Annotated in this window: 20 protein-coding genes; 7 read left to right on the forward strand and 13 right to left on the reverse strand. The window is 71.8% G+C overall.

The window, feature by feature from the left end:
- Nucleotides 1-15 precede the first annotated feature (15 nt).
- From cydB to B1H50_RS07135, 4 genes are all read left to right on the forward strand, one after another.
- Nucleotides 16-1,149 (forward strand): cytochrome d ubiquinol oxidase subunit II, encoded by a 1,134-nt coding sequence (cydB, locus tag B1H50_RS07120; RefSeq protein ID WP_080463088.1) that lies wholly within the window; start codon nucleotides 16-18, stop codon nucleotides 1,147-1,149.
- Between the two features lie 370 nt (nucleotides 1,150-1,519).
- The gene (gene cydD / locus B1H50_RS07125; RefSeq protein WP_188640737.1) at nucleotides 1,520-3,307 is read left to right on the forward strand and encodes a thiol reductant ABC exporter subunit CydD; all 1,788 of its coding nucleotides are present in this window, start codon (nucleotides 1,520-1,522) and stop codon (nucleotides 3,305-3,307) included.
- On the forward strand, nucleotides 3,304-5,115 hold the full coding sequence (cydC, locus tag B1H50_RS07130; RefSeq protein WP_080463090.1) for a thiol reductant ABC exporter subunit CydC: 1,812 nt from the start codon (nucleotides 3,304-3,306) through the stop codon (nucleotides 5,113-5,115). The genes cydD and cydC overlap by 4 nt, the downstream gene beginning before the upstream one ends.
- Nucleotides 5,108-7,012, forward strand: a complete 1,905-nt coding sequence (locus B1H50_RS07135; RefSeq protein WP_080463091.1) for a sensor histidine kinase — start codon at nucleotides 5,108-5,110, stop codon at nucleotides 7,010-7,012. Before cydC ends, B1H50_RS07135 begins: the two co-directional genes overlap by 8 nt.
- Nucleotides 7,013-7,065: 53 nt before the next feature.
- Here the strand turns inward: B1H50_RS07135 and B1H50_RS07140 are convergent, their stop codons facing one another.
- From B1H50_RS07140 to coaD, 6 genes are all read right to left on the reverse strand, one after another.
- Complete coding sequence (locus tag B1H50_RS07140; RefSeq protein ID WP_080463092.1) at nucleotides 7,066-7,722, reverse strand: response regulator; 657 nt, start codon at nucleotides 7,720-7,722, stop codon at nucleotides 7,066-7,068.
- 33 nt (nucleotides 7,723-7,755) lie between these two features.
- Entirely contained in the window at nucleotides 7,756-8,796 is a 1,041-nt protein-coding gene (gene mutM / locus B1H50_RS07145; RefSeq protein WP_080463093.1) for a bifunctional DNA-formamidopyrimidine glycosylase/DNA-(apurinic or apyrimidinic site) lyase, read from the reverse strand.
- Nucleotides 8,797-8,801: 5 nt separating this feature from the next.
- Nucleotides 8,802-9,632 (reverse strand): ribonuclease III, encoded by an 831-nt coding sequence (gene rnc / locus B1H50_RS07150; protein ID WP_080463094.1) that lies wholly within the window; start codon nucleotides 9,630-9,632, stop codon nucleotides 8,802-8,804.
- Nucleotides 9,632-10,189, reverse strand: coding sequence for a YceD family protein (locus B1H50_RS07155; RefSeq protein ID WP_080463095.1), 558 nt, complete (start codon nucleotides 10,187-10,189; stop codon nucleotides 9,632-9,634). Before B1H50_RS07155 ends, rnc begins: the two co-directional genes overlap by 1 nt.
- Before the next feature lie 104 nt (nucleotides 10,190-10,293).
- Nucleotides 10,294-10,827: an ATP synthase subunit B family protein gene (locus B1H50_RS07160; protein ID WP_080463096.1), complete on the reverse strand. Its 534-nt coding sequence runs from the start codon at nucleotides 10,825-10,827 to the stop codon at nucleotides 10,294-10,296.
- 2 nt (nucleotides 10,828-10,829) lie between these two features.
- Complete coding sequence (gene coaD / locus B1H50_RS07165; RefSeq protein WP_229657970.1) at nucleotides 10,830-11,411, reverse strand: pantetheine-phosphate adenylyltransferase; 582 nt, start codon at nucleotides 11,409-11,411, stop codon at nucleotides 10,830-10,832.
- A 95-nt stretch (nucleotides 11,412-11,506) separates the two neighbouring features.
- Here coaD and rsmD point away from each other — a divergent pair, with 95 nt between their 5' ends.
- Nucleotides 11,507-12,082, forward strand: coding sequence for a 16S rRNA (guanine(966)-N(2))-methyltransferase RsmD (gene rsmD / locus B1H50_RS07170; RefSeq protein WP_080463097.1), 576 nt, complete (start codon nucleotides 11,507-11,509; stop codon nucleotides 12,080-12,082).
- A 44-nt stretch (nucleotides 12,083-12,126) separates the two neighbouring features.
- Here the strand turns inward: rsmD and B1H50_RS07175 are convergent, their stop codons facing one another.
- Genes B1H50_RS07175 through B1H50_RS07190 form a run of 4 tightly spaced genes read right to left on the reverse strand, consistent with a single transcriptional unit; the run spans nucleotide 12,127 to nucleotide 16,963 of the window.
- Complete coding sequence (locus B1H50_RS07175; RefSeq protein ID WP_080463098.1) at nucleotides 12,127-12,489, reverse strand: type II toxin-antitoxin system VapC family toxin; 363 nt, start codon at nucleotides 12,487-12,489, stop codon at nucleotides 12,127-12,129.
- A 12-nt stretch (nucleotides 12,490-12,501) separates the two neighbouring features.
- Complete coding sequence (locus B1H50_RS07180; RefSeq protein ID WP_080463099.1) at nucleotides 12,502-12,711, reverse strand: type II toxin-antitoxin system VapB family antitoxin; 210 nt, start codon at nucleotides 12,709-12,711, stop codon at nucleotides 12,502-12,504.
- Between the two features lie 49 nt (nucleotides 12,712-12,760).
- Nucleotides 12,761-15,130 carry an ATP-dependent DNA helicase RecG gene (locus tag B1H50_RS07185; protein WP_373284825.1) on the reverse strand — a complete coding sequence of 790 codons (2,370 nt, stop codon included), beginning with the start codon at nucleotides 15,128-15,130 and terminating at the stop codon, nucleotides 12,761-12,763.
- 18 nt (nucleotides 15,131-15,148) lie between these two features.
- Complete coding sequence (locus B1H50_RS07190; protein ID WP_080463100.1) at nucleotides 15,149-16,963, reverse strand: DAK2 domain-containing protein; 1,815 nt, start codon at nucleotides 16,961-16,963, stop codon at nucleotides 15,149-15,151.
- A 231-nt stretch (nucleotides 16,964-17,194) separates the two neighbouring features.
- On the opposite strand from B1H50_RS07190, the gene rpmB reads away from it, so the two are divergent.
- Nucleotides 17,195-17,386: a 50S ribosomal protein L28 gene (gene rpmB / locus B1H50_RS07195; RefSeq protein WP_017178316.1), complete on the forward strand. Its 192-nt coding sequence runs from the start codon at nucleotides 17,195-17,197 to the stop codon at nucleotides 17,384-17,386.
- Between the two features lie 173 nt (nucleotides 17,387-17,559).
- On the opposite strand, the gene thiL is transcribed toward rpmB, so the two are convergent.
- From thiL to B1H50_RS07210, 3 genes are read right to left on the reverse strand one after another with little or no spacing between them, the layout of a single operon-like run.
- Nucleotides 17,560-18,735: a thiamine-phosphate kinase gene (gene thiL, locus B1H50_RS07200; RefSeq protein WP_080463101.1), complete on the reverse strand. Its 1,176-nt coding sequence runs from the start codon at nucleotides 18,733-18,735 to the stop codon at nucleotides 17,560-17,562.
- On the reverse strand, nucleotides 18,722-19,936 hold the full coding sequence (locus B1H50_RS07205; RefSeq protein WP_080463102.1) for a D-alanine--D-alanine ligase family protein: 1,215 nt from the start codon (nucleotides 19,934-19,936) through the stop codon (nucleotides 18,722-18,724). The genes thiL and B1H50_RS07205 overlap by 14 nt, the downstream gene beginning before the upstream one ends.
- 37 nt (nucleotides 19,937-19,973) lie before the next feature.
- Nucleotides 19,974-22,277, reverse strand: coding sequence for an Ig-like domain-containing protein (locus tag B1H50_RS07210; protein ID WP_080463103.1), 2,304 nt, complete (start codon nucleotides 22,275-22,277; stop codon nucleotides 19,974-19,976).
- 378 nt (nucleotides 22,278-22,655) lie between these two features.
- Between B1H50_RS07210 and B1H50_RS07215 the strand changes: the two genes are divergently transcribed.
- Entirely contained in the window at nucleotides 22,656-23,342 is a 687-nt protein-coding gene (locus tag B1H50_RS07215; protein ID WP_080463104.1) for an AMIN-like domain-containing (lipo)protein, read from the forward strand.
- The last annotated feature ends 48 nt before the right edge of the window (nucleotides 23,343-23,390 follow it).

The following is a 23,390-nucleotide window of genomic DNA, read 5'->3' on the forward strand; positions in this document are numbered from 1 at the left end:
AGGAAGAACACGACCATGACGCTCTCGATTCTCTGGTTCATCCTCATCGCCGTCCTGTGGACCGGCTACCTCGCTCTGGAGGGCTTCGACTTCGGAGTCGGCATGCTCCTGAAGATCCTCGGCCGCGACGAGCGCGAGCGCCGCGCCATGATGGGGACCATCGGGCCCCACTGGGATGGCAACGAGGTCTGGCTGCTCACCGCCGGCGGCGCCACCTTCGCCGCCTTCCCGGAGTGGTACGGCACCCTCTTCTCCGGCGCCTATCTGCCGCTGTTCCTCATCCTGCTGTGCCTGATCGTGCGCGTCTGCGCCATCGAATGGCGCATCAAGATCAACTCCCAGCGCTGGCGCGACTGGTGGGACTGGGCCCACACGATCAGCGCGTGGGTGCCCGCCGTGCTGTGGGGCGTGGCCTTCGCCAATCTGGTGCAGGGCATGAGGATCGAGGTCATCGAGACGGCGAGCGGAGCCGCCATCGACCCGGCCCGGGTCCCGGCCGACTCCCTGACGCTCGGCGCCTCGCACCAGCTCACCGGCGGGTTCTTCTCGTTGCTCACCCCCTTCACCCTTCTGGGCGGCGCGGTGACCTGCCTGCTCTTCATCACCCACGGCGCACTGTTCACCGCCTTGAAGACCACCGGGGCGCTTCGCGAGCGCGCAGAGTCCTTCGCCGTGCGCTCCGGCTCCGTCTCCGCGACGCTCACCGCAGTGTGGGCCCTCTGGGCGCAGTTGGCCCACTCCCCCAACGCCCTGGCCTGGCTGCCGCTCATCATCGCCGCCGCCGGTCTCATCGGCTCCCTGCTCATGAGCCACCGCGGCCGCTTCGGGATGGCGTTCGGGATGCACTTCGCCGGAATCGCCTTCGCAGTGGCCTTCATCTTCTCCGCCATGGCGCCCGATGTCATGCGCTCGTCCATCGACCCGGCCTATTCCTTGACGATCCAGCAGGCGGCCTCTGCTGATGTCACCCTGCTCATCATGACGGTGGCGGCCGTTGTGTTCGTCCCGGTCGTGCTCTTCTACACGATCTGGGGCTACAAGGTGTTCGCCGGGCGCATCAGCGCCGAGGCCATCAACCCCGATGCGGGCGGTCTGCATCCCACGAATGTGCGCGACTCCGCCCAGCCGGAGGCCGTTATCGGCTATTGAGCCCGACGCGGCCCCGCCGCGCGAGGGAGCGCCCCCCTGCTCCCTGCCGGGGTGAGATCCCGCCATCGACGATGATCGCCGCCCGGCCCAGATGGGCCGGGCGGCGATCATCGTCGTGCCGCGCACGCACCACTGGGGAACGGCGAACGGGCACTCATGACGCCGTCGTGTCATCCGAACGGTCGCCCTTGCTGGCGGGGCATTGATCCTGCTGGTCGGGCTTACGAGCATCGTCTCACCAGCGCGCCGCCTTCGCCAGGAACGGCGGGAGGCAACCGGGTGGCAGATCGAGTCCGCCTCCCCAGCACTCACCGGCATAAACGACGCCTATGACCCGGCGGTCTGCGCCCCTCCACATAGGATGGGCGCCGTGAAGCCCCTTGACCCACGTCTCATGCGCTACGCGCACTCGGCCCGGCGCTACGTGGTCCTGACCGCCGTGACGGGTGTCCTCACGGCGATCCTCGTGGTAGCGCAGGCCTGGCTCATCTCCCGGATCATCTCCCCCGTCATCCTGGACCGAGCGCGCCCGGGAGAGCTGAGCGGCCTCCTGGCGGCCCTGGCCGGCGTGGCGGTGGCGCGCGCGCTGGTCGTGCTCGTTCAGGAGGGCCGGGCCCACCGGGCGGCCGCCTCCACGATCATCGAGCTTCGGCGCCTCGTCCTGGCCCGCGCGGCAGCGCTCGGCCCCCGGTGGCAGTCCACCCACGGCGCAGATACCGCGACCCTGCTCACCCGTGGGCTGGACGACCTCGAGCCCTATTTCGTCCGTTATCTGCCCCAACTCCTCCTGGCCGCCACCGTCACCCCGATGACCGGTGCCGTCATGCTCGCGGCCGATATCCCATCGACCGTCGCCGTCGTGCTCACGATCCCCCTCATCCCAGTGTTCATGATCCTCATCGGCCGCCTGACCCAGGAGTACTCCACGCAGCGCCTCGCCGCCATGGAGCGACTGGGATCCCAGGTGCTCGACCTCATCGCGGGCCTGCCGACGCTCAAGGCCCTGGGGCGCGAGACCGGGCCGGTCAAGCGGGTGCGGGCACTGGGCGAGGCCTACAACGCCACCACGATGTCCACCCTGCGCGTGGCCTTCCTGTCCGGCGCGGTACTCGAGTTCATCACCACGCTGTCGGTCGCGATCATCGCCGTCGAAGTCGGCTTCCGGCTCCTGTACGGCGGCCTCGACCTGGCCACCGGCCTCCTCGTCATCATGATCGCCCCGGAGATCTTCAACCCCCTGCGCCAAGTCGGCTTCCACTTCCACGCCTCCGCCAATGGCGTGGCCGCAGCCGAGGCCGTCTTCTCCATCCTCGAGACCCCCATCCCGGAGCGCGGCACCACTGCGGCACCCTCTCTCGCCACCGCGACCATCCGCATTGAGGGATTGTCGGTCGCAGCCCGGGGCGCCTGGGCGCCCCACGACCTCACCGCCGTCATCCGCCCCGGTCGGCTCGTGGTGCTCACCGGGGACTCCGGGGCAGGCAAGACCACCACCGCCCAGGTCCTCCTCGGCCTCCTGCCGGCCGACCGCGGCCGCGTGCTCATCAGCGCCCCGCTCGGTGATTCCCCCGGAACGCCCGCAGGCGGGCTGATCGACCTGGCGGACATCGATCCCGCCACCTGGTGGGAGCAGATCTCCTGGGTCCCCCAGCGCCCCGCCATCCTTCCGGGGACCCTCCTGGCCCACGTCCTGGGCGAGGATGAGGAGGCCGCGATGAGGGCATCGGGGGCACCCATTCCCGAAGCCGTCGAGCGGGCCGCGGCACAGTCCGGGCTCGACGAGGTCATCGCCTCCCTGGAGCACGGCTGGTCGACCCCGATTGGCCAGGGCGGGGTCGGCCTGAGCATCGGTCAGCGCCAACGCCTCGCGCTCACCCGAGCCCTCCTCGCCCCCAGGCCCCTCGTCGTGCTCGATGAGCCCACCGCCCACCTCGACGCCGCCAGCGAGGCCCATGTGCTGCGCGCCGTCGAAGCACTGCGGGCCGAAGGACGGACGATCATCGTCATCGCCCACCGCCGGGCCCTCATCGCCATCGCCGACGACGTCGTCGAGGTTCGCTCGACCCACGATCCCGACACGATCCCGTCCGAGGGGACCGCGCCGCCTGGCGAAGCCGCCGCCGCTGGCGCCCTCACGAGGGCCGGTGATGGTCGATGAGTCCCCTCCCCTCCCTCCTCGCCCCCGACGAGCGGCGGGCGCTGCGGCGCGCCGTCGATCTGCTCGGACTCGACCGCCGCCGGTTCGCCATGTCCGTCATCGCCGGCGCCCTGAGCCTGGGCAGCGCCGTGAGCCTAACCGCGGTGTCCGCCTGGCTCATCGCGAGAGCCGCCCAGATGCCCGATATCGCCGCGCTCGGCGTGGCCCCCGTTGCGGTGCGGCTCTTCGGCATCTCGCGCTCAGTGCTGCGCTACTGCGAGCGCCTCGTCTCGCACTCCACGGCCCTGCGCGGGATGAGCTCGCTGCGCTCCCGCCTCTACGAGACCCTGGCCTCCTCGCGCACCGACACGGTGGCGGGACTGCGCCGTGGGGATGTGCTCGCTCGCGTGGGAGCGGATATCGACGCCGTCGGGGATCTCGTCATCCGCGCCTATCTGCCGGTGGCAATCGCCATCGCCGTGAGCACGGGCACCGTGGCGGGCATCATGATCATCCACTGGCCCGCAGGCCTCATCCTCGCCGTCTGCCTGGCCCTGTCGGGGATCGTCGGGCCGGCGATCACCATCCGCTCCGCCAGGGCCGCCGAGCTGGCGCGCCAGGAGCAGGCGACGGACCTGACCGCTCATGCGCTCACCGCCATCGAGTCCGGATCCGAGCTCAGCGTCTCGGGACGCATGCCGCGGCTCATGGAGGAGGTGGCGACCGCGGAGAAGCGCCTCGCCGCCTCCCGTGACGCGGGAGCCCGGCCGGCAGCGGTCGCTGCCGCCCTGGACACCGCCGCCCTGGGTCTGACCGTCATCGGCGCCCTCCTGACGGGCATTCCCGCGGTGAGCAGCGGGCGGCTCGCACCGGTCATGTTGGCCGTCATCGTCCTCGTGCCCCTGTCCGCCTTCGAGGCGGTCGCCGCACTCGGCCCGGCCAGCGTTCAACTCGTCCGCTCCGCAGGGGCCGCCCGGCGCGTCGTCGGGCTCGTGGAGGCCGCGGAGGCCTCCGCAGCCCGCGTGCCAAAGCCGTCGCTGCTCCCGGAAGTCGCCGAGGGAGGGCCCAGGCTGCGCGCCCGGGGCCTGGCCGTCGGCTGGCCCGGGGGGCCGATCGTCGCCTCGGGCATCGACCTCGACCTGGCCCCCGGGCGCCGCCTGGCAATCATCGGTCCCTCCGGCATCGGCAAGACGACCCTGCTGCTCACCCTCGCCGGGCTCATCGAGCCCAAGGCCGGCGAGATCACGATCGACGGAGCTTCCCCCTGGGGCGCCGAGCGACGCGACGTGGCCGGCCGGCTCACGCTCACCGCCGAGGACGCCCATGTCTTCGACACCAGTGTCCTGGAGAACCTCAGGGTCGCCGATGGCGCTCTGACGCCCGAGCGCGCCACCGCGCTCCTCGAACGGGCAGGACTGGCCGCCTGGCTCGATGCTCTGCCCGCAGGGCTCGACACGCCCCTGGACACCGGGGCCACCGGGATCTCAGGCGGGGAGCGGCGCCGACTGCTCCTGGCCCGAGCCCTGGCCACCCCCGCGCCGCTGCTCCTCATCGACGAACCCGGGGAGCATCTCGACGCCGCCACAGCCGACCGTCTCGTGGCCGATCTGCTGGACGCCGGGAGCCGGGCGCGAGGGGTCCTGCTCATCACGCACCGGCTGAGCGCCCTGGCGGATGCCGACGAGATCCTCGTGCTGGGCCGCTCCGGAGAATCGGCCCGCGGTTCCGGCGAACCCGCCACCGTCCTGGCGAGCGGCACGCATGATGAGCTCATGAGGAACTCGGAGACCTACCGCTGGTCGCTCTCCCAGGAGAACGCCGATGCCTGAGCATGAGGAGACGCGGCAGCCGCGCCCAGGTGGTCCCCTGGCCTACGCCGTCCACGCCCACCAGGCGCCCGCGGGGGCCGGGGTGGACCGGAGCGATGGGCCGCCCTGGGAGCGCGCGGTCGACGTCGTCCAGGCAGCCCTGCGCCTGACCAGCTCGCTGCGGGTCACCGAGGCGCTGCGGCGCCTGGTGGACTCGGCCTGCTCGATCACTGGCGCCTCGTGGGGCACGATCGCCGTGAGCAAGGACGCCGTCGTCGAACCCGACACGACCGCTCCCCCGTCCACCGGCCGGGTCCCCAACCTCGTCGGTGATCGGCCCGAGATCCTCCAGCGGGTCCTGGGCGACACCCCCGCCGCCGAGGACCCGGATGCTCCCGGCCTCATGGACGGCAGGCCGGCCGAGGGCATCCCCCAGGGCGTCATCGTCGTCAACGACCTCTCGGGCGCCACCGCCTTCACCGGGGCCATCGAGGGGGAAGAGCCCGGCTCCATGCTGTCGGTGCCGGTTCGCGCCCACGGGCGGCTCTTCGGCCGCCTCTACCTGGGAGACCGCCCGGAGGGCTTCGGACGCGCCGACATCGACGCCGTGGTGACGCTCGCAGAGGCGGCCGCCATCGCCGTCGAGAACGCCCGTCTGTACCGCCAGGCCCGGGACCGCGAGCAGTGGATGGCCCTGTCCCAGGAGATCACAACCCTCCTGCTGTCCGGGGCGGAGCAGGACGACGCCCTCACCCTCATCGCACGGCGCGTGCGGGAGGTGGCCCACGCCGGAACCTCCGCCCTCGTCCTTCCCAGCATGGGCGACACCTGGATCTGCGAGATCGCCGACGGCCACCATGCCGACGAGCTCATCGGCACCTACTTCCCGGCCGATGGGCGCGCCATGTCCACCCTGGCGCGGCGCACCGGCCTGACCGTCCCCTCCCTCATCGACGCCTGGGGCGCGGAGGATCTCAAGGTGGAGGCGCTGGCGCGCTTCGGCCCGGCCCTCTACGCCCCGATGATCCACCGCGACCGGGGTGTCGGGGTCATGCTGCTGCTGCGCGAGCCCGGGGAGGCCCCTTTCACGCAGCAGGACCTGGAGATCGCTGAGCTCGTCGCGGGCCAGGCCACCATGGCCTTCGAGCTCGCCGACGCCCAGCACGCCGAGGAGATGGCCACCCTCCTCGATGAGCGCGCCCGCATCGGGCGGGACCTCCACGACCTGGCGATCCAGCAGCTCTTCGCCACCGGGATGCGGGTCACGGCCGCCCGGGATCGCCTGTGCGAGGATGACGCCGACTGCGACGCGATGCGCGACATCCTGGACTCGGTCCTGTCGGCCGTCGACGACTCGGTGAGCCAGATCCGCGCCATCGTCCACTCCTTGCGGGACCGCGACGAGGAGGTCGGGCTCGTCGAGCGGCTGCGGCGCGAGGCCTCTCTGGCGCGCACCTCGCTCGGCTTCGCGCCCTCCCTGCTCATCACCGTCGACGGCCACGCCCTCACCGAGGAGGGCGGGGACGCTCACCGCGAGTTGTCCGGGGCGATCACCGCGTCCGTGGATGACGACGTCGCCGATGACATGGTCGCCGTCGTGCGGGAGGGGCTGAGCAACGTGGCCCGCCACGCCCGGGCCTCCTCGGCGACGATCCACGTGCGGATCAACGGAGTGCTGCCGGCCTCCGAGCGCGTCGAGAAGAACTGGGCGGGCATGACCGGTCCGCTCGCCGCGATCGCCTGCAGGGACGACGGCGTCGGGGTGGATCCCGCGGTCACGCGCCGCTCCGGGACCGCCAATATGGCCGAGCGGGCCAGGCGCCACGGCGGCAGCTTCTCCATCGGTCCCAGGGCGCGCTCTGATGGGCCCCGGCGGGGGACGATCTTCACCTGGATCGCGCCGCTGGACCGCTCCTAGGCCGGGGCGCCCATCCTGCTCGCGGAGCGGGCCTAGCTGGGCCCAGCGCGGCCTCAGGCGTTGTTGCGCCAGCCGGAGGCCCGCTGCCCCGCCACCCAGGCGGCCACCTGGGTGCGGCGCTGGAGGCCCATCTTGGCCAGCAGGGATGTGATGTGGTTCTTAACGGTCTTCTCGGCCACGCCCAACTTCTCGCCGATCTCCCTGTTGGACAGGCCATCGCCGATGAGCTCGAGGACCTTGCGCTCAGCGTTGGTGAGCTCGGCGGTGGGGTCGTCATGGTCGGCGCGGCGGCGCGTGACCGTGCGCTCGTCCAGCAGGACGCGCCCGGAAGCCACCGCGCGCACGACGTCGCTGATCTCGGCGCCGTGGACGGTCTTGAGCAGATAGGCGCGGGCGCCGAGCTCGAGGGCCTCGGCAAGCGCCTCGTCGTCATCGAAGGAGGTCAGGACGATGGGCAGGGCGGAGGGCACGCAGTCGCGGACCTCCCGCATGACCTCGATACCGGTGCCGTCGGGGAGCTGGAGGTCGACGAGCATGACATCGGGGCGCACGAGCTCCGCGCGGCGCACGGCCTCCGCCTTCGAGCCGGCCTCGGCCACGACCTCCATGCCGTCCGCTCGGTCGATGATCTCGGCGATCCCGCGTCGGACGATCTCGTGGTCGTCCACGATCATGACGCGGACGGTCCCAGGCGTAGCGGCGTTCGGCATGCCCCAGACATTAGCAGCGTCCGAGGACCTACGTCACAAACGCGGCCCGGGTTGGCCGCGCGTCCCGCGCGCTCGGGGGCGCGTCTGGCAGCGAGGGCAGGATGTGTGGGACCGCCCGCCGATCACCTCGGAGCGGAGGGTGGCACCGCAGCGGCGGCACTCGCGGCCCGCCCGCCCGTAGACGGCCAGCGACCGCGCGAAATAGCCGGGGGCGCCCTCGACATCGACATACAGCGAGTCGAAACTGGTGCCTCCCACGGCCAGGGCCCGCTCCATGACGCTCGCCGTGGCCTTCAGGACGCGCTCCACCGCCCGCCGGCTGAGAGCGGCGGACTGTCGCGAGCCGTGGACTCCCCCGTGCCACAGACCCTCGTCGGCATAGATATTGCCGATCCCGGAGACGATGCCCTGATCGAGGAGGACGGTCTTGATGGCGCGGCGCGAGGAGCGGGCCCTGGTGACGGCAGCTGCCCGGTCCAGGACCGGGTCGAGGAGGTCGCGGGCGATGTGGGCCGCATCGGCGGGGACGAGCGGCTCCGGTGAGCCCTGCCCGCCCGGGGCTCCGTCAGCGGTGGGCACGAGCTCGGTGACGCGCATGCCGCCGAGCATCCGCTGGTCAACGAGGTCCAGCGCCACGCCGCCGGGGGCATCCCCGGGCAGGGGGGCCAGGAGCAGCCGGATGCGCAGATGGCGGGGCTGGCAGGACAGATCGCGCACGAGGCTCGGGGCACGAGTGGCGGTCAGGTCCGGCGGCGGCTCGCCCGGAGGGCTGAGATGGGCGCCCGACGCGGCGGCGACCGCTGGGGCGGCGGTTCCGCGCACGAGGAGCTGGCCGCTCATGCCGAGGTGAGCCGACAGGGCTCGCCCGTCGTCGAGGGGGAGCCACAGGAACTTGCCCCGGCGCGCGGCGCCGGTGATGGCGCGCCCGCGCAGTGCCTGTGCGAAGGCCTCCGGTCCGCCGTCCTGGCGGCGCAGGGGCCGGGAATCGAGGATCTCGACGTCGGCGATGCGCCGTCCCGTCAGGTGCCGGGCGAGGCCCGCGCGGACGGCCTCGACCTCGGGAAGCTCGGGCACGGGGCTCAGTCCCGTCGACGCGCGGTCGTCCGCGCGGAGGCGGTGGTGGAGGCCGCGCGCCGCGAGTGGTCGGCCAGGTCCTGCCTGAGGGCCTCATTGACGCCGGGCAGATCGAGGCCGCCATCGCCCTTGGCGGCGAGGATCGCGGCGTAGGCGGCCTCGGCGGCGGCGTGCTCGGCGATCTTCTTGGAGCGACCCTCGCCCTCGCCCATCACCTCGCCGTCGATGATGGCGCGGGCGGAGAAGGAGCGGTCGTGGTCCGGGCCGACGCCATCGACCGCGAAGGAGGGCAGGCCCATGCAGTGGGCGGCCGCGAGCTCTTGGAGACTGGTCTTCCAGTCCAGTCCGGCGCCGCGGGTGCGGGCGGTGGCCAGGAAGCGGGAGACGATCCTCTCGACGACGGTGCGCGTTGGCTCCAGGCCGGCCGTGAGGTAGGTGGCGCCGATGAGGGCCTCGACGGTGTCGGAGAGGATGGAGGCGCGGTCCCTCCCCCCGGAGAGGGCCTCGCCCTTGCCGAGTTTGATGAACTCCCCCAGGCCCAGGTCGCGGGCGACGGCGGCCAGGGCAGGCTCGGAGACGGTGGCGGCGCGCATCTTGGCGAGTTGGCCCTCCGGGGATTCGGGATGGGAGCGGAAGAGCCGCTCGGTGACGATGATGCCGAGCACGGAGTCGCCGAGGAACTCCAGGCGCTCATTGGTGGGCAGGCCGCCGTTCTCATGGGCCCAGGAGCGGTGGGTCAGGGCGAGGTCCAGCAAGTCGGGGTCGATCTGCTCGCCCCAGCGGTACAGGAGTGTCTCGACGTCGTCGCGGGCCGGCGGCGGGGTGCGGCGCCCCATCAGTCCAGCTCCTCGTCGGAGCCGGGCAGCAGCTCGGACAGGGCGGCCCAGCGGGGGTCGATGGTGTCGTGGTGATGGTCGGCGGGCAGGTCGTCGAGCCGCTCCCCGCACTGCGAGCACAGGCCCGCGCAGTCGGGGCGGCACAGGGGGCGCATGGGCAGGCCCAGGATGAGGGCGTCCCGCAGGGCGGGCTCCAAATCGATAGTGGTCTGCCCGGTGACGAAGAGGTCGTCGGCCTCCTCGTCCTCCTCGTCAGCGCGGGCCTCAGCGGCCTTGTCGGGCAGGAGGTAGAGCTCATCGAAGGTGATCTCCCGATCCTCGTCGATGCCGGTCAGGCAGCGCACACACTCGCCGTGGATGCGCGTTCGGGCGCTGCCGCGCACGAGCACGCCATCCTCCATGGAGACCAGGGCGGCGTCAACGACGAGTGGGCTGCCGGGCTCCGCCCCGATGACCTCGGTGCCCAGGTCCTCGGGCGCGGCCAGGTCGAGGTGGATCTGCTTGGTGGCGCCGATGGTCGGTGGCAGGTCGAGGATGTCGACGACGAGTCCAGTCATGATTCCTCCAGGAGTGCGAATGCGCCGAATGTACTCGCTGGGCGGCGTCCCGCGCGCGCTCATGGCGCGAGCCGTCGTGAGAGGGGCCCCTCGCGCCGGTCCCGTCACCACGATGAGCGCTGGGAGTCGGCAGAGTCGGCCTGGCCGCCGATGATGCCGTCCCAGGCGCCCCGGCGGGAGGCGAGGACCTCGCGCCCGGAGCGGATCTGCTCGGAGATCTTGGCGATCTCGGCCTCCAGGGTGGCCAGGGAGCGGTCGGAGTACTCGTCGGCTCCCCTGCGCAGGGAGGAGGCGCGCTCCTCGGCGGCGGCGATGATCTCGTCGGCGCGGTCGTTGGACATGCGCACGATGTTCTCCCCCGCCACGATCTGCTCGGCCTCCTCGTGGGCATGGACCACGATGCGCTCGGCCTCGTCGTGACTGCGGGCCAGGACGGCGTCGGCGTCGGCGACGATCGCCTGGGCGCGATGGATGGCGGTGGGCACGGAGCGGCGGGCGCGGTCGATGAGGTCGAGGGCGGCGTCCCGGTTGACGATCGCCGAGGCGCTCATCGGCATGGAGCGGGCGGTGGCGATGAGCTCGTCGAGGGCGTCGAGGATGTCGAGGAGGTCGTCTGACGCGTCGTGCGGCTTGGTCACGGCTAGTCCTTCAGGATGCGGCGGGTGGAGTGGTCTGAGGGCCCGAGAGTGGGGGCCAGGCGCTGGGAGAGCGCGGTGGCGACGGCGGGAGGGACGTAGGGGGCGATGTCGCCGCCGTGGGAGGCGATGTCCTTGACCAGGCGGGAGGAGACGTGGACGTGGGCCGGGGAGGCGATGAGCAGGACTGTCTCGGGTCCGCCGAGCTCCCGGTTGGCCAGTGCCATGGGAGCCTCGGCGTCGAGATCGGCGCCGTTGCGCAGGCCCTTGACGATGACCCTGGCCCCGCGCTCCCGGCAGAAGTCGGCGAGCAGCCCGGGGATGATCTCGACACGCGCGCCCTCGATGCCCTCGACGGCGTCGCGGGCAAGTCGCACGCGGGTGTCGATGTCGAGCAGGTGGCGCCCGGCCTTGGCGGCGTTGTGGGCGATGCCGAGGATGACCTCGCCGAAGAGGGCGGCCGCACGGCGGATGATATCCATGTGGCCCAGGGTGATCGGGTCGAAGCTGCCCGGGTAGACCGCCAGGGCGCTCGCGGGGGGCGCCGCCGGCGGGGACGGTGGGGCGATCTCGGACGGCATGGGCATGGTTCCACGCTAGCGGCGGGGGCGGCGCGCGTGCGGGACGCGCGCCGGAGGGGGCCGGGAGGCCCCTGGGCTCGGGGTCGCGTAGGCTCCGGCCCATGACGAGGATCGTGGCGGGCAGTGCCGGTGGCCGGCGGCTCGAGGTACCGGTGTCGGGGACGCGCCCCACCTCCGAGCGCGTGCGCGAGGCCCTGTTCTCCCGCCTGGAGCACCTGGGGGTGGTCGATGGCGCTCGCGTGCTGGACCTGTGCGCGGGCTCGGGGGCCCTGGGGCTGGAGGCGGCGAGCCGGGGTGCCATCGAGGTGGCGCTCGTGGATTCCGCGAAGGACGCGGTGACCGTGTGCTGGCGCAACGCGCGCTCACTGGGGTTGGCGGGCGTGCGGGCGGTCAGGGCAAGCGCTGCGGGGTACCTGGCCGGCGTCGCGGCAGCGCCAGTGGACCTGGTGCTCATCGACCCGCCCTATGGCATGAGCGCGGCGGGCCTCGGCGCAATCCTCGCCCCGCTGGCGCGCGCGGAGGACCCGTGGCTGGCCGAGGGCTCGGTGGTCGTCGTCGAGCGGGCCACGCGCTCGAGCGAGCCGGACTGGCCCGTGGGCCTGCGCCGCTTCGCCTTGAAGAAGTACGGGGAGACGACCGTCTGGTTCGCCGAGCCCTCCGGCGCCGACAACTACTGACGACTCACCTTGACACTCCGCTCAGTGGTCAATGCATCTACCGATCATTGATAGCCGACCCCGAGTTCGTCGGCGGCGACCGCAAGACGCCTGTCCCTGGTCCACAACAGCGTGCCAGGCACGGCGACGGCGGATGCGAGCAGGTGCGCATCAACTGCTGATAGGCCTCTTCCCCACAGGCAACGGCGTTCAACGAACCAGCGAACCTCCCCATCAGAGATACGGGGCACTCGTCGTAGGGACGCCAGGGAGTCGAGGACGTCCTGCCGGTTCTTGAGCGATCCGAGCGCCAGTTCGGTGAGCACCGCTTCATGGGTGGCGACCAGAGCGCTTTCGAGGAGGCCGACGAGGCGAGTCTCACTGGCGTGCAAGTGGTCGATCCACACGTTGGTATCGACGAGGATCATGGCGGGTTCTGGTCAGCGATCCCGCTGGACTCGCAAGTCCCGATGCCTCGGGGCCGCCTCGGCGGTGAGATCGGTGCCCCCGAGGGCGATCAGGCGCCGCGAGCTCTCGACTCTGATGAGGGTGCTGACCGCCTCCCTCACAAGAGCAGCTCTCTCGGTGATACCCGTCAGCTCAGTGGCTCGTTCCAGAAGATCGTCGTCAAGTGTGATCGTGGTGCGCATCATCCCTCCTAACATCAATTTTGATGCAAGATGATGATCTTGTCCATGCTCAGGAGCGCTCGAGGTAGGCCTGGGCCTCGTCGTCGAGGCGGTCGGCGATGGCGGCCGCGAGCGCGCGGTGCTCGCTCAACAATGGATCGGCGGCGATGATGGCCTCGGCCTGGGCGCGGGCGCGCTCGATGAGGGCGGCGTCGCGGCGCACCCGCAGCAGGTCGAGATCACTGCGGCGCCCGGATTGGGCGGCGCCCAGGACATTGCCCTCACTGCGCAGATCGAGGTCGGCCTCGGCCAGCGCGAAACCGTCGAGGGTGGAGGCGAAGGCGCGCAGCCGGTGGTAGGCGGGCGAGCCGACCTCGGCCCCGGTGACGGCCATGCACACCGAGGGCCTGCCGCCCCGGCCCACGCGCCCGCGCAGCTGGTGAAGCTGGGACAGGCCGAAGCGGTCGGCGTCGAGGATGACCATCATGGTGGCCTCGGGGATATCGACCCCGACCTCGATGACAGTGGTGGCCACCAGCACGGGCGCGGCCCCCGAGGCGAAGGAGCGCATGGCGGCATCCTTCTCCGCCGAGGTCATGCGACCGGTGAGGGCGGCGACCCCGGCCCCGCCCAGGGCGGGCTCGGAGGCGAGGCGCTCGGCCCAGTCCTCGACGGCGGCGAGCGCCCGGGCGGGGGAGCCATCCCCCGCTCCCCCGGCGAGGCCGTCGAGCAGGCCCACCCCGGCAGCGAGGGGCTCCGGGGCCTCCTCCACCGTCATGGCGTCATCGCCGGCATCGATGCGCGGGCAGACCACGTAGACCCGCCCGCCGCCGGCGATCTCGGAGGCGGCGCGGCGCCACAGCCCCTCCACCCAGGTCTGGCGGTCCCAGGGCACGAGGAAGGTCTCCACGGGGCTGCGCCCGGCGGGCAGCTCGTCCAGGATGCTCGTGGCGAGGTCCCCGAAAACGGTCATGGCGATGGTGCGCGGGATGGGGGTGGCAGTCATGACGAGGAGGTGGGGGGTGCGGACCTGGCCGGTGGCGGGGTCGGTGATGCCGGGGCGCTCGCGCAGGGCGTCGCGCTGGGCGACGCCGAAGCGGTGCTGCTCGTCGACGACGACGAGCCCGAGGAAGGGCATCCGGACGGTCTCGGAGAGCAGGGCGTGGGTGCCCACGATGATGCCGGGCTCCCCTCCGGCCAGCGCGGCGAGGATGCGGCGCCGCTCGGGTGCGGGGGTGGAACCGGTGAGCAGGTGGAGCGCTGTGGTGGGGACGGGCACCTGACCGGGCGCGGTGAGCAGGGAGGACTCAAGGGTGCCGGCTCCGGCCAGGGGGCCGAGCAGCGCGGCGAGGGAGTCGCGGTGCTGGGCGGCCAGGACCTCGGTGGGGGCGAGGAGGGCGGCCTGCCCCCCGCCGCCGACCACCTGGGCCATGGCGCGCAGGGCGACGAGGGTCTTGCCGGAACCGACGTCGCCCTGGAGGAGGCGCTGCATGGGGGTGGCGGAGGCCAGGGCGGCGGCGAGCTCGTCGCCGACGCGCCTCTGGCCCTCGGTGAGGCAGAAGGGCAGGGAGTCGTCGAGGGCGGCCCGCAGGCTCCCGTCGGCCTCCGGTTCGGGCCAGGCGACTGCGGTGCGGGTGGCGGCGTGCTTGGCTCGCCGCTGGGCCAGCGCGGTCTGAGTGACGAGAGCCTCCTCATGGCGCAGGCGAGCCCTGGCGGCCTTCCACTGGGAGGGGCCTTCCGGCATGTGGACCCACCGGTAGGCGGTGAGGGCGTCGATGAGGCCCTCGGAGTCGCGCAGGTCGGCGGGGATGGGGTCGGGGACGTCCTCGGGGCCGAGCTGGTCGAGGACGGTGCGCACGGCCTTGGCGACCCGCCAGGAGGGCAGGGCGTCAGTGGCCGGGTAGATGGGGACGGGGCGGGCCAGGAGGGCCTCTCGCTCGGCGTCGTCGAGGTCGGTGAGGACCTGGAAGCGGGGACCGGCGAGCTGGCGGCGGCCCTGTCGAATGCCGACCCTGCCGCTGAGCAGGACGGTGGAGCCGGGGACGAGTTGGGCTGCGTAGGCGCTCATGAGACCGGCGGCGCCGAAGAGGACGACATCCATGAGGCCGGAACCGTCGGTGACGGTGGCCTCGAGGATGGCGGGCGGCCGACCGGAGCGTGTGCGGCGGGCCGCCGAGCGGACCACCTCGGCCTGGAGGGTGGCCTGCTCCCCCTCGGCGAGGGTGGCGAGGTCGGTGAGCTCGCCCCAGGTGTCGTAGCGGCGCGGCAGGAGGCGCAGGAGCCCGGCCACGGTGGCGGCGCCTTGCTTGGCGAGCTGGTCGGCGGTGCGCCTGCCCAGGACCTTGTCCAGCGGGCGGAGCAGGAAGGGGACGGAGCCGGGCGGACGGCTCGCGGCGCCGGGGGCACCGGCGGCTGGACCGTGGGGCGGGCTCGGGCTCATGGGCACTTCCTCACCGCATCATTCGAAGGCGAGGAGCACGTCGGGGGTCGGCTGGTCGCCGGCGAGGACGATGACCTCGACGGCGTCTGCGCTGTCCGCGGCGCCGGCACCGCCGTCGTCCTCCCCACCGTAGGGGTCGGCGACGGTACCGGTGGGGCGCTCGGCCGCCTCGCGGGCCATGAAGCCGACGTCGGGGAGGGCGGAGCGGCCCAGGATGACGGTAAGGATCTCGTCGTCAGCGCGCAGGGAGGCGGCGACGACGCGGGCGACGGCGTCGGGTTCGGCGGCGGCCCCGTTCAGCGCGGTGGTGCGCACGTGGGCGGCGGCGCGCCAGGCACGGCGGGCGAGATCGCCGATCTGGGCGCCCTCGCGCTCGCCCTGGCCGGCCAGGGCGACGGTGGCAGCGAGGACCTGGGCCTCGTCGTCGGTATCGCCAATGGTCAGGTGGGTTCCCTCTCCCCCGCCGAGGGCCGCGCTGGCGGCGCGGGCCGCCAGGGCCCGAGCGGCCTCGTGAGCGGCGGTGGTGGCATCGTCGTCGCAGGGCAGAACGATGACCTCGTCGGCGCCGAGGTCCCCGGCGGCGCGGGTGATGCCCTCGCGCCTGGGATCGAGGACGACAGCGGCACCGGCGCGGGCGAGCTGCTCGATGAGGCCGGGGGCGCGGGTGCAGGCGATGACGCCGACGCGCGAGGCGGGGCGCGGGTGGAAGGGGCGCGGGACCGGTCCACCGGCGCTCCGTCGGGCGGCGAGCCGCTCGAAGGAGACGACGCGGCCGTCGCCTCCTCCGACCTCCAGCCAGGGGGCGGGGGGCTCGTCGGCCTCGGCGATGAGCGGGGTGGGTGCGAGATGGTGGACGCAGATCTGGCGAGCACGGCCGACCCGGGGCAGGGCGGCGCGGGGGGTGTCGGTGTGGACGTGGACTTGGAAGAGGCCCACCCCGAGGGCGTCTGGGGTGCCGACGACGCCCACGGAGTCGCCGATGCGCTCCAGAGCGGTCCGCAGGCGGGAGGCCTGGGCGCTGGTGGCCTCCAGGAGGTACATGACCTCGAACTCGCCGGTGGACACGCCCTCGGCCTGCGCGCCCGCGCCCTGATGGGGGGCGCCGGCGACGAGATCGGTGAGCATCTGGAGGGACACGTCGGTGGCGGGGCTGGGGACGGGGCCCGGGGCGGGGAGGGCGGCAGTGTCGAGAGTGTCGGCGAGGCTGGTGAGAAGCAGCATGAGGGCTGCGCCGCCGGCGTCGACGGGACCGTGCCCGAGCCCCCCTGTCTCGACGACGCTCTCCTGGGCACCGAGGGCGGCAGCAGTGGCGATGAGGACAGGGGTGGCGGGCCGCTCGGGGCCGGCGGCGAGGGCGTCGCGGGCGGCCGAGGCGGCGTCGGCGGCCACAGTGAGCAGCGTGCCGGTGACGGGCCGGGAGACGGCCGCCCAGGTGCTGGCGGCCATCCGGTCCAGGGCGTGGACGAGCTCGACGGGGCGCAGCCCGGCGGGATCGGGGGCGCTCGCGCAAGTCTCGGCCAGCGCGGCGAGGGCCTGGGACACGAGGAGCCCGGAGTTGCCGCGCGCGCCGCGGATGGCGCCATCGGCGATGGCCCGACTGGTCTGGACGGCATCGGCACCAGGGGGCAGGAGCCCGACGGCGTCGAGGGCGGAGCGCAGGGTGAGCAGGACGTTGGTTCCGGTGTCGGCGTCAGGGATGGGGAAGACGTTGAGGGAGTCCACCAGGTTCCGGGAGCGCTCGGCGACGGAGGCTGCCAGGGCAAGCCAGCGGCGCAGGGCCGCAGCGTCCAGGCGGGGGACGGGGCCGGGGTCGCTGATCGCGCGTGGTCCCATGGCGGCATCCTCCCCAGTTGCTCATCATGCTGCGCGCGACCGATCGGCGGCGGCAGGCCTGGGGACAGGGTACCGTCGTCGTGTGCCTGAGCCCACGCCGGCGCTGGTTGGGGCCCGGCACGGGGTTCCGCTATTGTGTCCTGGTTGCCTGAGGCGCGGCCTCGGGCGGTAAGACCTGGCGCGGGGCCGAGGAGGCCCCAGCGTTGAAGCAAGGAAGATCAGGAGAGATCCGTGGCTGCTGTGTGCGACGTCTGCGGCAAGGGCCCCATCTTCGGCAAGAGCGTCTCGCACTCCCACGTGCGGACCAACCGCCGGTGGAACCCGAACATCCAGCGTGTGCGCGCGCTCGTCAAGGGCGCCCCCAAGCGCCTCAACGTGTGCACGTCCTGCCTCAAGGCCGGCAAGGTTACGCGCAACGTCTGAGTGCGCGTCCGCCCGCCGAGGACCAACGTCGAGGCCGTCGCCCTATGGGGCGGCGGCCTTCGTCATGAGCGGGCTCACGGCATCGCCAGCGCGCCTGGAGCGCGCTCCGTGATTGACGACGCACCTGGGGTTCGCAGACGCGCGCCCGCGCGCCCCGGACGCCAGGGAGCTGCTCACCCGCCGAAGTGGTCCCAGCCGAAGCCGGTCTCGGGGACGCGTCCTCCCACGCGCACGCCCGGCGACTCGCCGTCGCCCGCCGCGCGCACGTGCCCGATGACCCGCGCCCCGTCCGGGAGCCCGTCAGTGCCGCCTGCGGGCGCGCCCAGGATCTCCGCGGGCACCGTTGCCAGCATCCCGTGGTCCTCTCCCCCGGTGAGCACCCACGTGCGGGCGATCGCCGCGGCGGCGGCCTCGTCGTCGGCGAGCAGGCGGGCCACCGGCACGAGCGAGGCCATCGCGCTCGCGAGCGCGCCCCTTCCCCGACCGGGCTCGTCGATATCGAGGATGACGCCGCTCGCGCGGGCGATCCGGTCGCCGTCGCGCAGCAGGGAGTCCGAGACGTCCATCATCGCGCTCGCACCGGACCGCGCCATGACGGGGCCGGCCTCCAGGGGCGGGCGGGGTGCGCGGAAGGCCTCCAGGCAGGCTCGTGCTTCAGCGCGGGTAGCGGCGACGTCGAGGGCGCGGGGCGATCCCGCGGGCGCCGGCTTCTGGCCCCGCCGCTGCGGACCCGGGGCGTCCCCGTCCCCGATCCCAGCGCTGAGCAGGGCCAGTCCTGCGGCACTGCGCCCCGGGGCGCCCACGTGGACGATCGCGTCCCCGGGCCTCGCCCCGGAGCGGAGCACGGGGGCGCGCCCCTGGAGATCGCCCAGGACGGTCACGGAGATGACGATGGCACGGCCGCCCACGAGATCACCGCCGACCACACCCGCCCCGCACTCGCGGCAGGCCTCGCCCATGCCGGCGACCATGCCCTCCACCCAGGCGACCGGCGTCGTCCCGGGTATCGCGAGCCCCACGGTCAGCGCGGTGGGCAGGGCTCCCATGGCGGCGGCGTCGGCGAGGTTCTGAGCGGCGGCGCGCCTGCCCACCTGCTCCGGAGTGGACCAATCCGTCCGGAAGTGCAGACCCTCGACGAGCACGTCGGTGCTCACGGCGTAGCGGCCGTCCGGCGCGGCGAGGACGGCGCAGTCGTCGCCCGTGCCGACGACCTCGCCCGCCGCACGGGGCAGTAACGGGGCGAAGCGGGCCAGCAGGCCCTCCTCGCCGAGGTCCGCGACGGTCAGGACGGCATGATCCCGCCCATGGAGGCCGGGGGCCCGCGCGCCCGGCCCCTCAGCGGTTGACATCTGCGGGACGGGCCAGGGCCAGCTCGATGAGCTCGGTGACGAGCTCGGGGTAGGTCATGCCGCTCTTGCGCCACATGTAGGGGTACATGGAGAAGGGCGTGAAGCCGGGCATCGTGTTGACTTCGTTGACGATCGCCCGCCCGTCGGGGGTCAGGAAGAAGTCCACGCGCGTCAGGCCCTCGGCGCCGATGGCCTCGAAGGCGCGGGCGGCGGTATCCATGAGCAGTTCGCGCTCCTGGGCGGTGATGGGCGCCGGGCAGACCATGGCGACGGCGTCGTGCGCCAAGTACTTGGTCTCGTAATCGTAGAACTCGCCGGCGCCGCGGGCGGCGTCCATGGCGATCTCACCGGGCTCGGCCATGCGCGGGGCGTCGTCGTCGCGGCCGCCCAGGACGGCGACCTCGATCTCGCGGCCCTCGATCCCGGACTCCACAAGCACCTTGGGGTCCACCTCGCGGGCGGCCTCGATGGCGGTGCGCAGGCGCTCGGGCGACTCCACGCGGGTGATACCCAGGGACGAGCCCGCGCGGGCGGGCTTGACGAAGAGCGGATAGGAGAGCTCCTGGCAGGCGGCGAGGATCGCCTCGGGGTCGCGCTTCCAGGCGTGCGGGCCGACGACGACGTGCGGCGCGGTGGCGATGCCGGCATCGGCGAGGAGGACCTTGGTGACCTGCTTGTCCATGCCCGCCGCGGAGGCCAGGACGCCGCAGCCCGCATAGGGAAGGCCCAGCATCTCGAGCATTCCCTGGATGGTGCCGTCCTCGCCGTAGGGGCCGTGCAGGAGGGGCAGGACGAGGTCGATCGCCTCCAGGACGCGCGGGCCCGCCTGGGTCAGGGCCACCGGCGCTCCCCCGCCCAGGCGCATGGCGAGCTCGCCGCGCCCCATGCCCTCGGCGGTGACGCGCACGGGCGGGGCGCCGTCCCGGAGTTCCAGCGCGGCGGGGTCATCGTCGACGAGGACCCACTGCCCCTCCATGGTGATCCCGATGGGCACGACCTCGTAGCGCTCCCGGTCGATCGCGGAGAGGACCCCGGCGGCGGTGGCGCAGGAGATCGTGTGCTCCCCGCTGCGCCCCCCGAAGACGACGGCGATACGCGGGCGCCTGCCGGACGCGGGGCGAGTGCCGGAGGCAGGACCCCCGGAGGCGTCGACGGCGGGTTGTGCGGCGGAGGGAGCGGCGGATTGCAGGGTCTCAGACATGGGCCCAGGCTACCCGCCGCTCCCTCCCGTCACAGGCTCACAGGGACGCGGGCCGTCTCCTGGATCGGACCCTGCGGACCGCCTCCCAGCCGACCCCCAGGAGGAAGACGAGTCCTCCGCCGATGAGGAAGGAGTCCGCTCCCATCCCACCGGTGAGCGGGAGCATCGGCACCGGCGACTTGGAGTTCTCGAAGGGCTTCACGAAATTGAAATGGGGAGCGTCCGAGTAGACTATGAAGTTCTTCGTCCGAGCATCCATCCGATAACCCGCAGGCGCCTTGGACTCTCTCACCTTGCGCCAGTTGTCCGACGAGACGATATTCTGGACATCGAAAGCCCCCGGCGCCGGATCGTGGTCGTAGAGAAGTGTTGCGTCATCGCCGCCTTGAGGGGCGCACGACTCCGCGCGCTCGGCGACACAGTCCTTGACGACCGTGCCGGGCGGAATTCCGTCACCGGTGATCTCCCATTCTGATCCGGCCAGGGCCTGGCGGGTCTCGGCGTCGATCTTTTTCCACGTGACCCGCCCCCGTCGGTCCTCACCAATAGTGCAGGCATCATTGTTGGCATCGCCATCGGAGTCCTGGTCCATGGCGACCTTGTTGTAGAGGCCCTTCGTCGAGTCGGCGGCGGCCCCGCCCGTCTGGCACTCGCGGAGGAGCTCAAGGCTATCCGAATCCATGACCGCGGGATCAACGCTGTACACGATGACCACATCGTGAGTCTTGGAGGCGTTGACGTCGAGCTCATCGCCTCGCGTCACATAATACCCGGCCTGCTCGTTCTCGACCGTGGCGCCGTCGACCTCGACCCTGTCGATCGAGAATCCTTGGGGCGTCGAGGGGGTGTCAACGACCTCTGGCGATACCCCTCTCCCCGTGCCCGTGTTCGTCACCGTCACACTGTACGTGCGGCGCAGGGTTCCGGGAGTCGATCCGACGATGAAACCGCCATCGGATGTCTCCTTCTTGACGGAGAAGGAGGGGAGCTCCTCGGGGAAGACGTTGAGCGCCTTGATCTTGACATCGGCCTGGGAGTCCTCCTTGAACGTCAGGGAGACCTCGCCCGGCTGACCCGGGGTCAGCGTCGCCCCTGACTCGGGGTTCAGGAGCACGTAGGAGACCCCCACCCCCTTGGGGACATCCTTCTCCCTGATCGTGCACGTCGCCGAGGACTTGGTTTTAGCGCTGGAGGTCGTCTGACCGTCGGTCACGGCGCCCAGCGGGGTGAAGCCGTCCCCCAAGCACTTGTACTCGAAGGAGTACGTCATCCCCGAGGGGCCGGGCCCCTCGACCTCCTTCTGGATGGAGAAGCTGACCTGCTTGCCAGAGCCCACGCCGCCCGCGTCAGGGACCTCCGCCTCGCCGGGCACATCATAATCAGGGCCCTTCTCGGCATCGGGGCCGTTCATGACCTTCACGGTGTTGTAGAGCACCGCATAGTCCTTGTAATTGGGGTCGAGGGTACCGTAGACGGTCATGAAGTACGTCTCATAGCGATCGATGTAGTTGCCATCATCGTTCTTGTTGATCGTCACCCTGATGCCGCGCTCGCCGAATTTCTCACAGTTGAACCTCTTCTTGTCGAGATAGTTCTTGCGGTACACGACCTTGTCGTACGGGCGCGGCGTGATATTGTCTATGGCTAAGTTCTCGCAGGTGAGAACATAACCCTCACCGCCCGGGTCCTCGATCACCGGCTGCTTGTCCGAGTAGTTCTGCTTCGTGGCGCTGCCAAGGCCGAGACTCCAGACGACCTGATTCCTCGCCGAGTCGACCTGGCCGTACTTGGAGCTGACGGAGAATGTGCCGGCCGGGGGCTCGGGCAAGAGCTCGGACTTCAGCGTCCCCTCACCCTTGCAGCCCCTGAAGACGAGGTCATGCTTGCCGACAGCCGCTCCCTCCGTCCAGACGATATTGATATAAGCGGATCCCGATACCGAGCCGTGGGTGTTCACGTACTCGCCGAGGGTGAGCGTGATCGTGGCCCCCTTGCCGGAGCCCCAGGTGACGGTGCCGACCTTTTGCCCCGCTCCATCATCGACGTCGAAAGAGGTCAGGAGGGGGTAGACCTCGACGAGATCCGGCAGGGTGATCGTGATGGTATCGCCGGCCTTGGCGTCGGCGTCGGCCGTCCATTTCCACTGGAAGCGGGCCAATTGTCCGGCCCTGCTCTGATAAGTGCTCACACCATCGACATCGACGATGTTGGGGCCCGGCTGCCAGGAGAACTCGGACACGCTGCCGGCGCAGGCATTGACAGCCGACGCGCGGGGCAGCGCGCCGGGGAGCACCGGGAACATGAACAGCAATGACGCCATGGCGATGACCATCAGGGTCATCGACGCCCTCGACATCGTTCGACCTGAGCGATGGCGCGGCATCCGGTCACGGGATTGAGACGGCACAAGCGTTCCTCCACATCTTGCAACCCTGCCGACAGGGGAGGCGAGCAAGCACCTCAGGGTATTGGGCGTCCTAATAACACCAGTTGCCAATCTACCCGCCGGTCGAAGGCGAGGTCGGCGAAGTTATCGCAACGAGACCGACATTAGATAGCATCGTTGCACACCGCCCCCTCTCATCCCACCGGGCGGACGATCATCAAAACACCTTCGAGGTCGCGAGACGTTTCCCTCGCGCGGGCAATGAGCGGTCCGGGCAGTGCCATGGAGCACAAGGCGCTATTGTCGTCCCACCACTGCCCACGAGGAGGAACCATGGCCACCGCGCCCAGCCGCCGCATCTTCACCGCTTCCGCCCTCGCATCCCTGTCCTCCCTGGCGCTGGCCTCCTGCGACTCCACCACCGACCCCGCGCCCTCCACCCCCAGCGCCTCGGGCGCGGTCCCGTCCACCAATGCCGCCGCGGATGGCGCCACCGCCACCGTGCCGATCCCCAGCGGGGAGCCCCTGCCCACCGCCACCACGATCGTCGCCGCCTCGGAGTCATCCGAGACGGGCTCCGACGCGCCCTGGGTGGAGACGGGCTCCGCGCAGGCGGCCGGCGACGCAGCGAGACTCCTGGTGACCGGCGTGCGCACGGGGACGCATGAGGACTACGACCGCATCGTCGTCGACCTGAGCGGCGAGGGAACGCCCGGCTGGCAGGCGGGCTGGGTCGCCGACGCGGGCACGCAGGGCAAGGGCGACCCGATCCAGCCCTCCGGCATCTACATCCTGCGTGTTTTCGGAACGGGTGCGCGTATGCCCTCCACCGCTGAGGAGATCGCGTCGGCCCAGAAGACCCTCAGCGCGGACTTGGACCTGCCCGCGATCGCCTCGTTCCACTACGACCCGACCGTCGAGGCCCAGTACCAGCTGGTCCTGGGCACCTCATCGCAGTCCTACCGGATCTTCGCGCTCAGCTCGCCCACACGCCTGGTCGTGGATGTCAAGCATCCCTGAGCGGCGCACCCCCGGCTGGTTCGGCTTCCCGCTCCCGGGGCGGGGGCC

Source organism: Actinomyces gaoshouyii (assembly GCF_002072175.1).
Classification (GTDB): domain Bacteria; phylum Actinomycetota; class Actinomycetes; order Actinomycetales; family Actinomycetaceae; genus Actinomyces; species Actinomyces gaoshouyii.

What these genes read in the sequence shown, in the direction of transcription:
- B1H50_RS07210 (WP_080463103.1), bottom strand. Translation starts at nt 22,277, where the DNA reads ATGACCCTGATGGTCATCGCCATGGCGTCATTGCTGTTCATGTTCCCG.
- B1H50_RS07140 (WP_080463092.1), bottom strand. Translation starts at nt 7,722, where the DNA reads ATGCCGAACGCCGCTACGCCTGGGACCGTCCGCGTCATGATCGTGGAC.
- B1H50_RS07190 (WP_080463100.1), bottom strand. Translation starts at nt 16,963, where the DNA reads ATGGGACCACGCGCGATCAGCGACCCCGGCCCCGTCCCCCGCCTGGAC.
- B1H50_RS07215 (WP_080463104.1), top strand. Translation starts at nt 22,656, where the DNA reads ATGGCCACCGCGCCCAGCCGCCGCATCTTCACCGCTTCCGCCCTCGCA.
- B1H50_RS07175 (WP_080463098.1), bottom strand. Translation starts at nt 12,489, where the DNA reads ATGATCCTCGTCGATACCAACGTGTGGATCGACCACTTGCACGCCAGT.
- cydB (WP_080463088.1), top strand. Translation starts at nt 16, where the DNA reads ATGACGCTCTCGATTCTCTGGTTCATCCTCATCGCCGTCCTGTGGACC.
- thiL (WP_080463101.1), bottom strand. Translation starts at nt 18,735, where the DNA reads ATGTCAACCGCTGAGGGGCCGGGCGCGCGGGCCCCCGGCCTCCATGGG.
- B1H50_RS07185 (WP_373284825.1), bottom strand. Translation starts at nt 15,130, where the DNA reads ATGAGCCCGAGCCCGCCCCACGGTCCAGCCGCCGGTGCCCCCGGCGCC.
- coaD (WP_229657970.1), bottom strand. Translation starts at nt 11,411, where the DNA reads ATGCCCATGCCGTCCGAGATCGCCCCACCGTCCCCGCCGGCGGCGCCC.
- rsmD (WP_080463097.1), top strand. Translation starts at nt 11,507, where the DNA reads ATGACGAGGATCGTGGCGGGCAGTGCCGGTGGCCGGCGGCTCGAGGTA.
- B1H50_RS07180 (WP_080463099.1), bottom strand. Translation starts at nt 12,711, where the DNA reads ATGCGCACCACGATCACACTTGACGACGATCTTCTGGAACGAGCCACT.
- B1H50_RS07155 (WP_080463095.1), bottom strand. Translation starts at nt 10,189, where the DNA reads ATGACTGGACTCGTCGTCGACATCCTCGACCTGCCACCGACCATCGGC.
- rnc (WP_080463094.1), bottom strand. Translation starts at nt 9,632, where the DNA reads ATGGGGCGCCGCACCCCGCCGCCGGCCCGCGACGACGTCGAGACACTC.
- cydC (WP_080463090.1), top strand. Translation starts at nt 3,304, where the DNA reads ATGAGTCCCCTCCCCTCCCTCCTCGCCCCCGACGAGCGGCGGGCGCTG.
- B1H50_RS07205 (WP_080463102.1), bottom strand. Translation starts at nt 19,936, where the DNA reads ATGTCTGAGACCCTGCAATCCGCCGCTCCCTCCGCCGCACAACCCGCC.
- B1H50_RS07135 (WP_080463091.1), top strand. Translation starts at nt 5,108, where the DNA reads ATGCCTGAGCATGAGGAGACGCGGCAGCCGCGCCCAGGTGGTCCCCTG.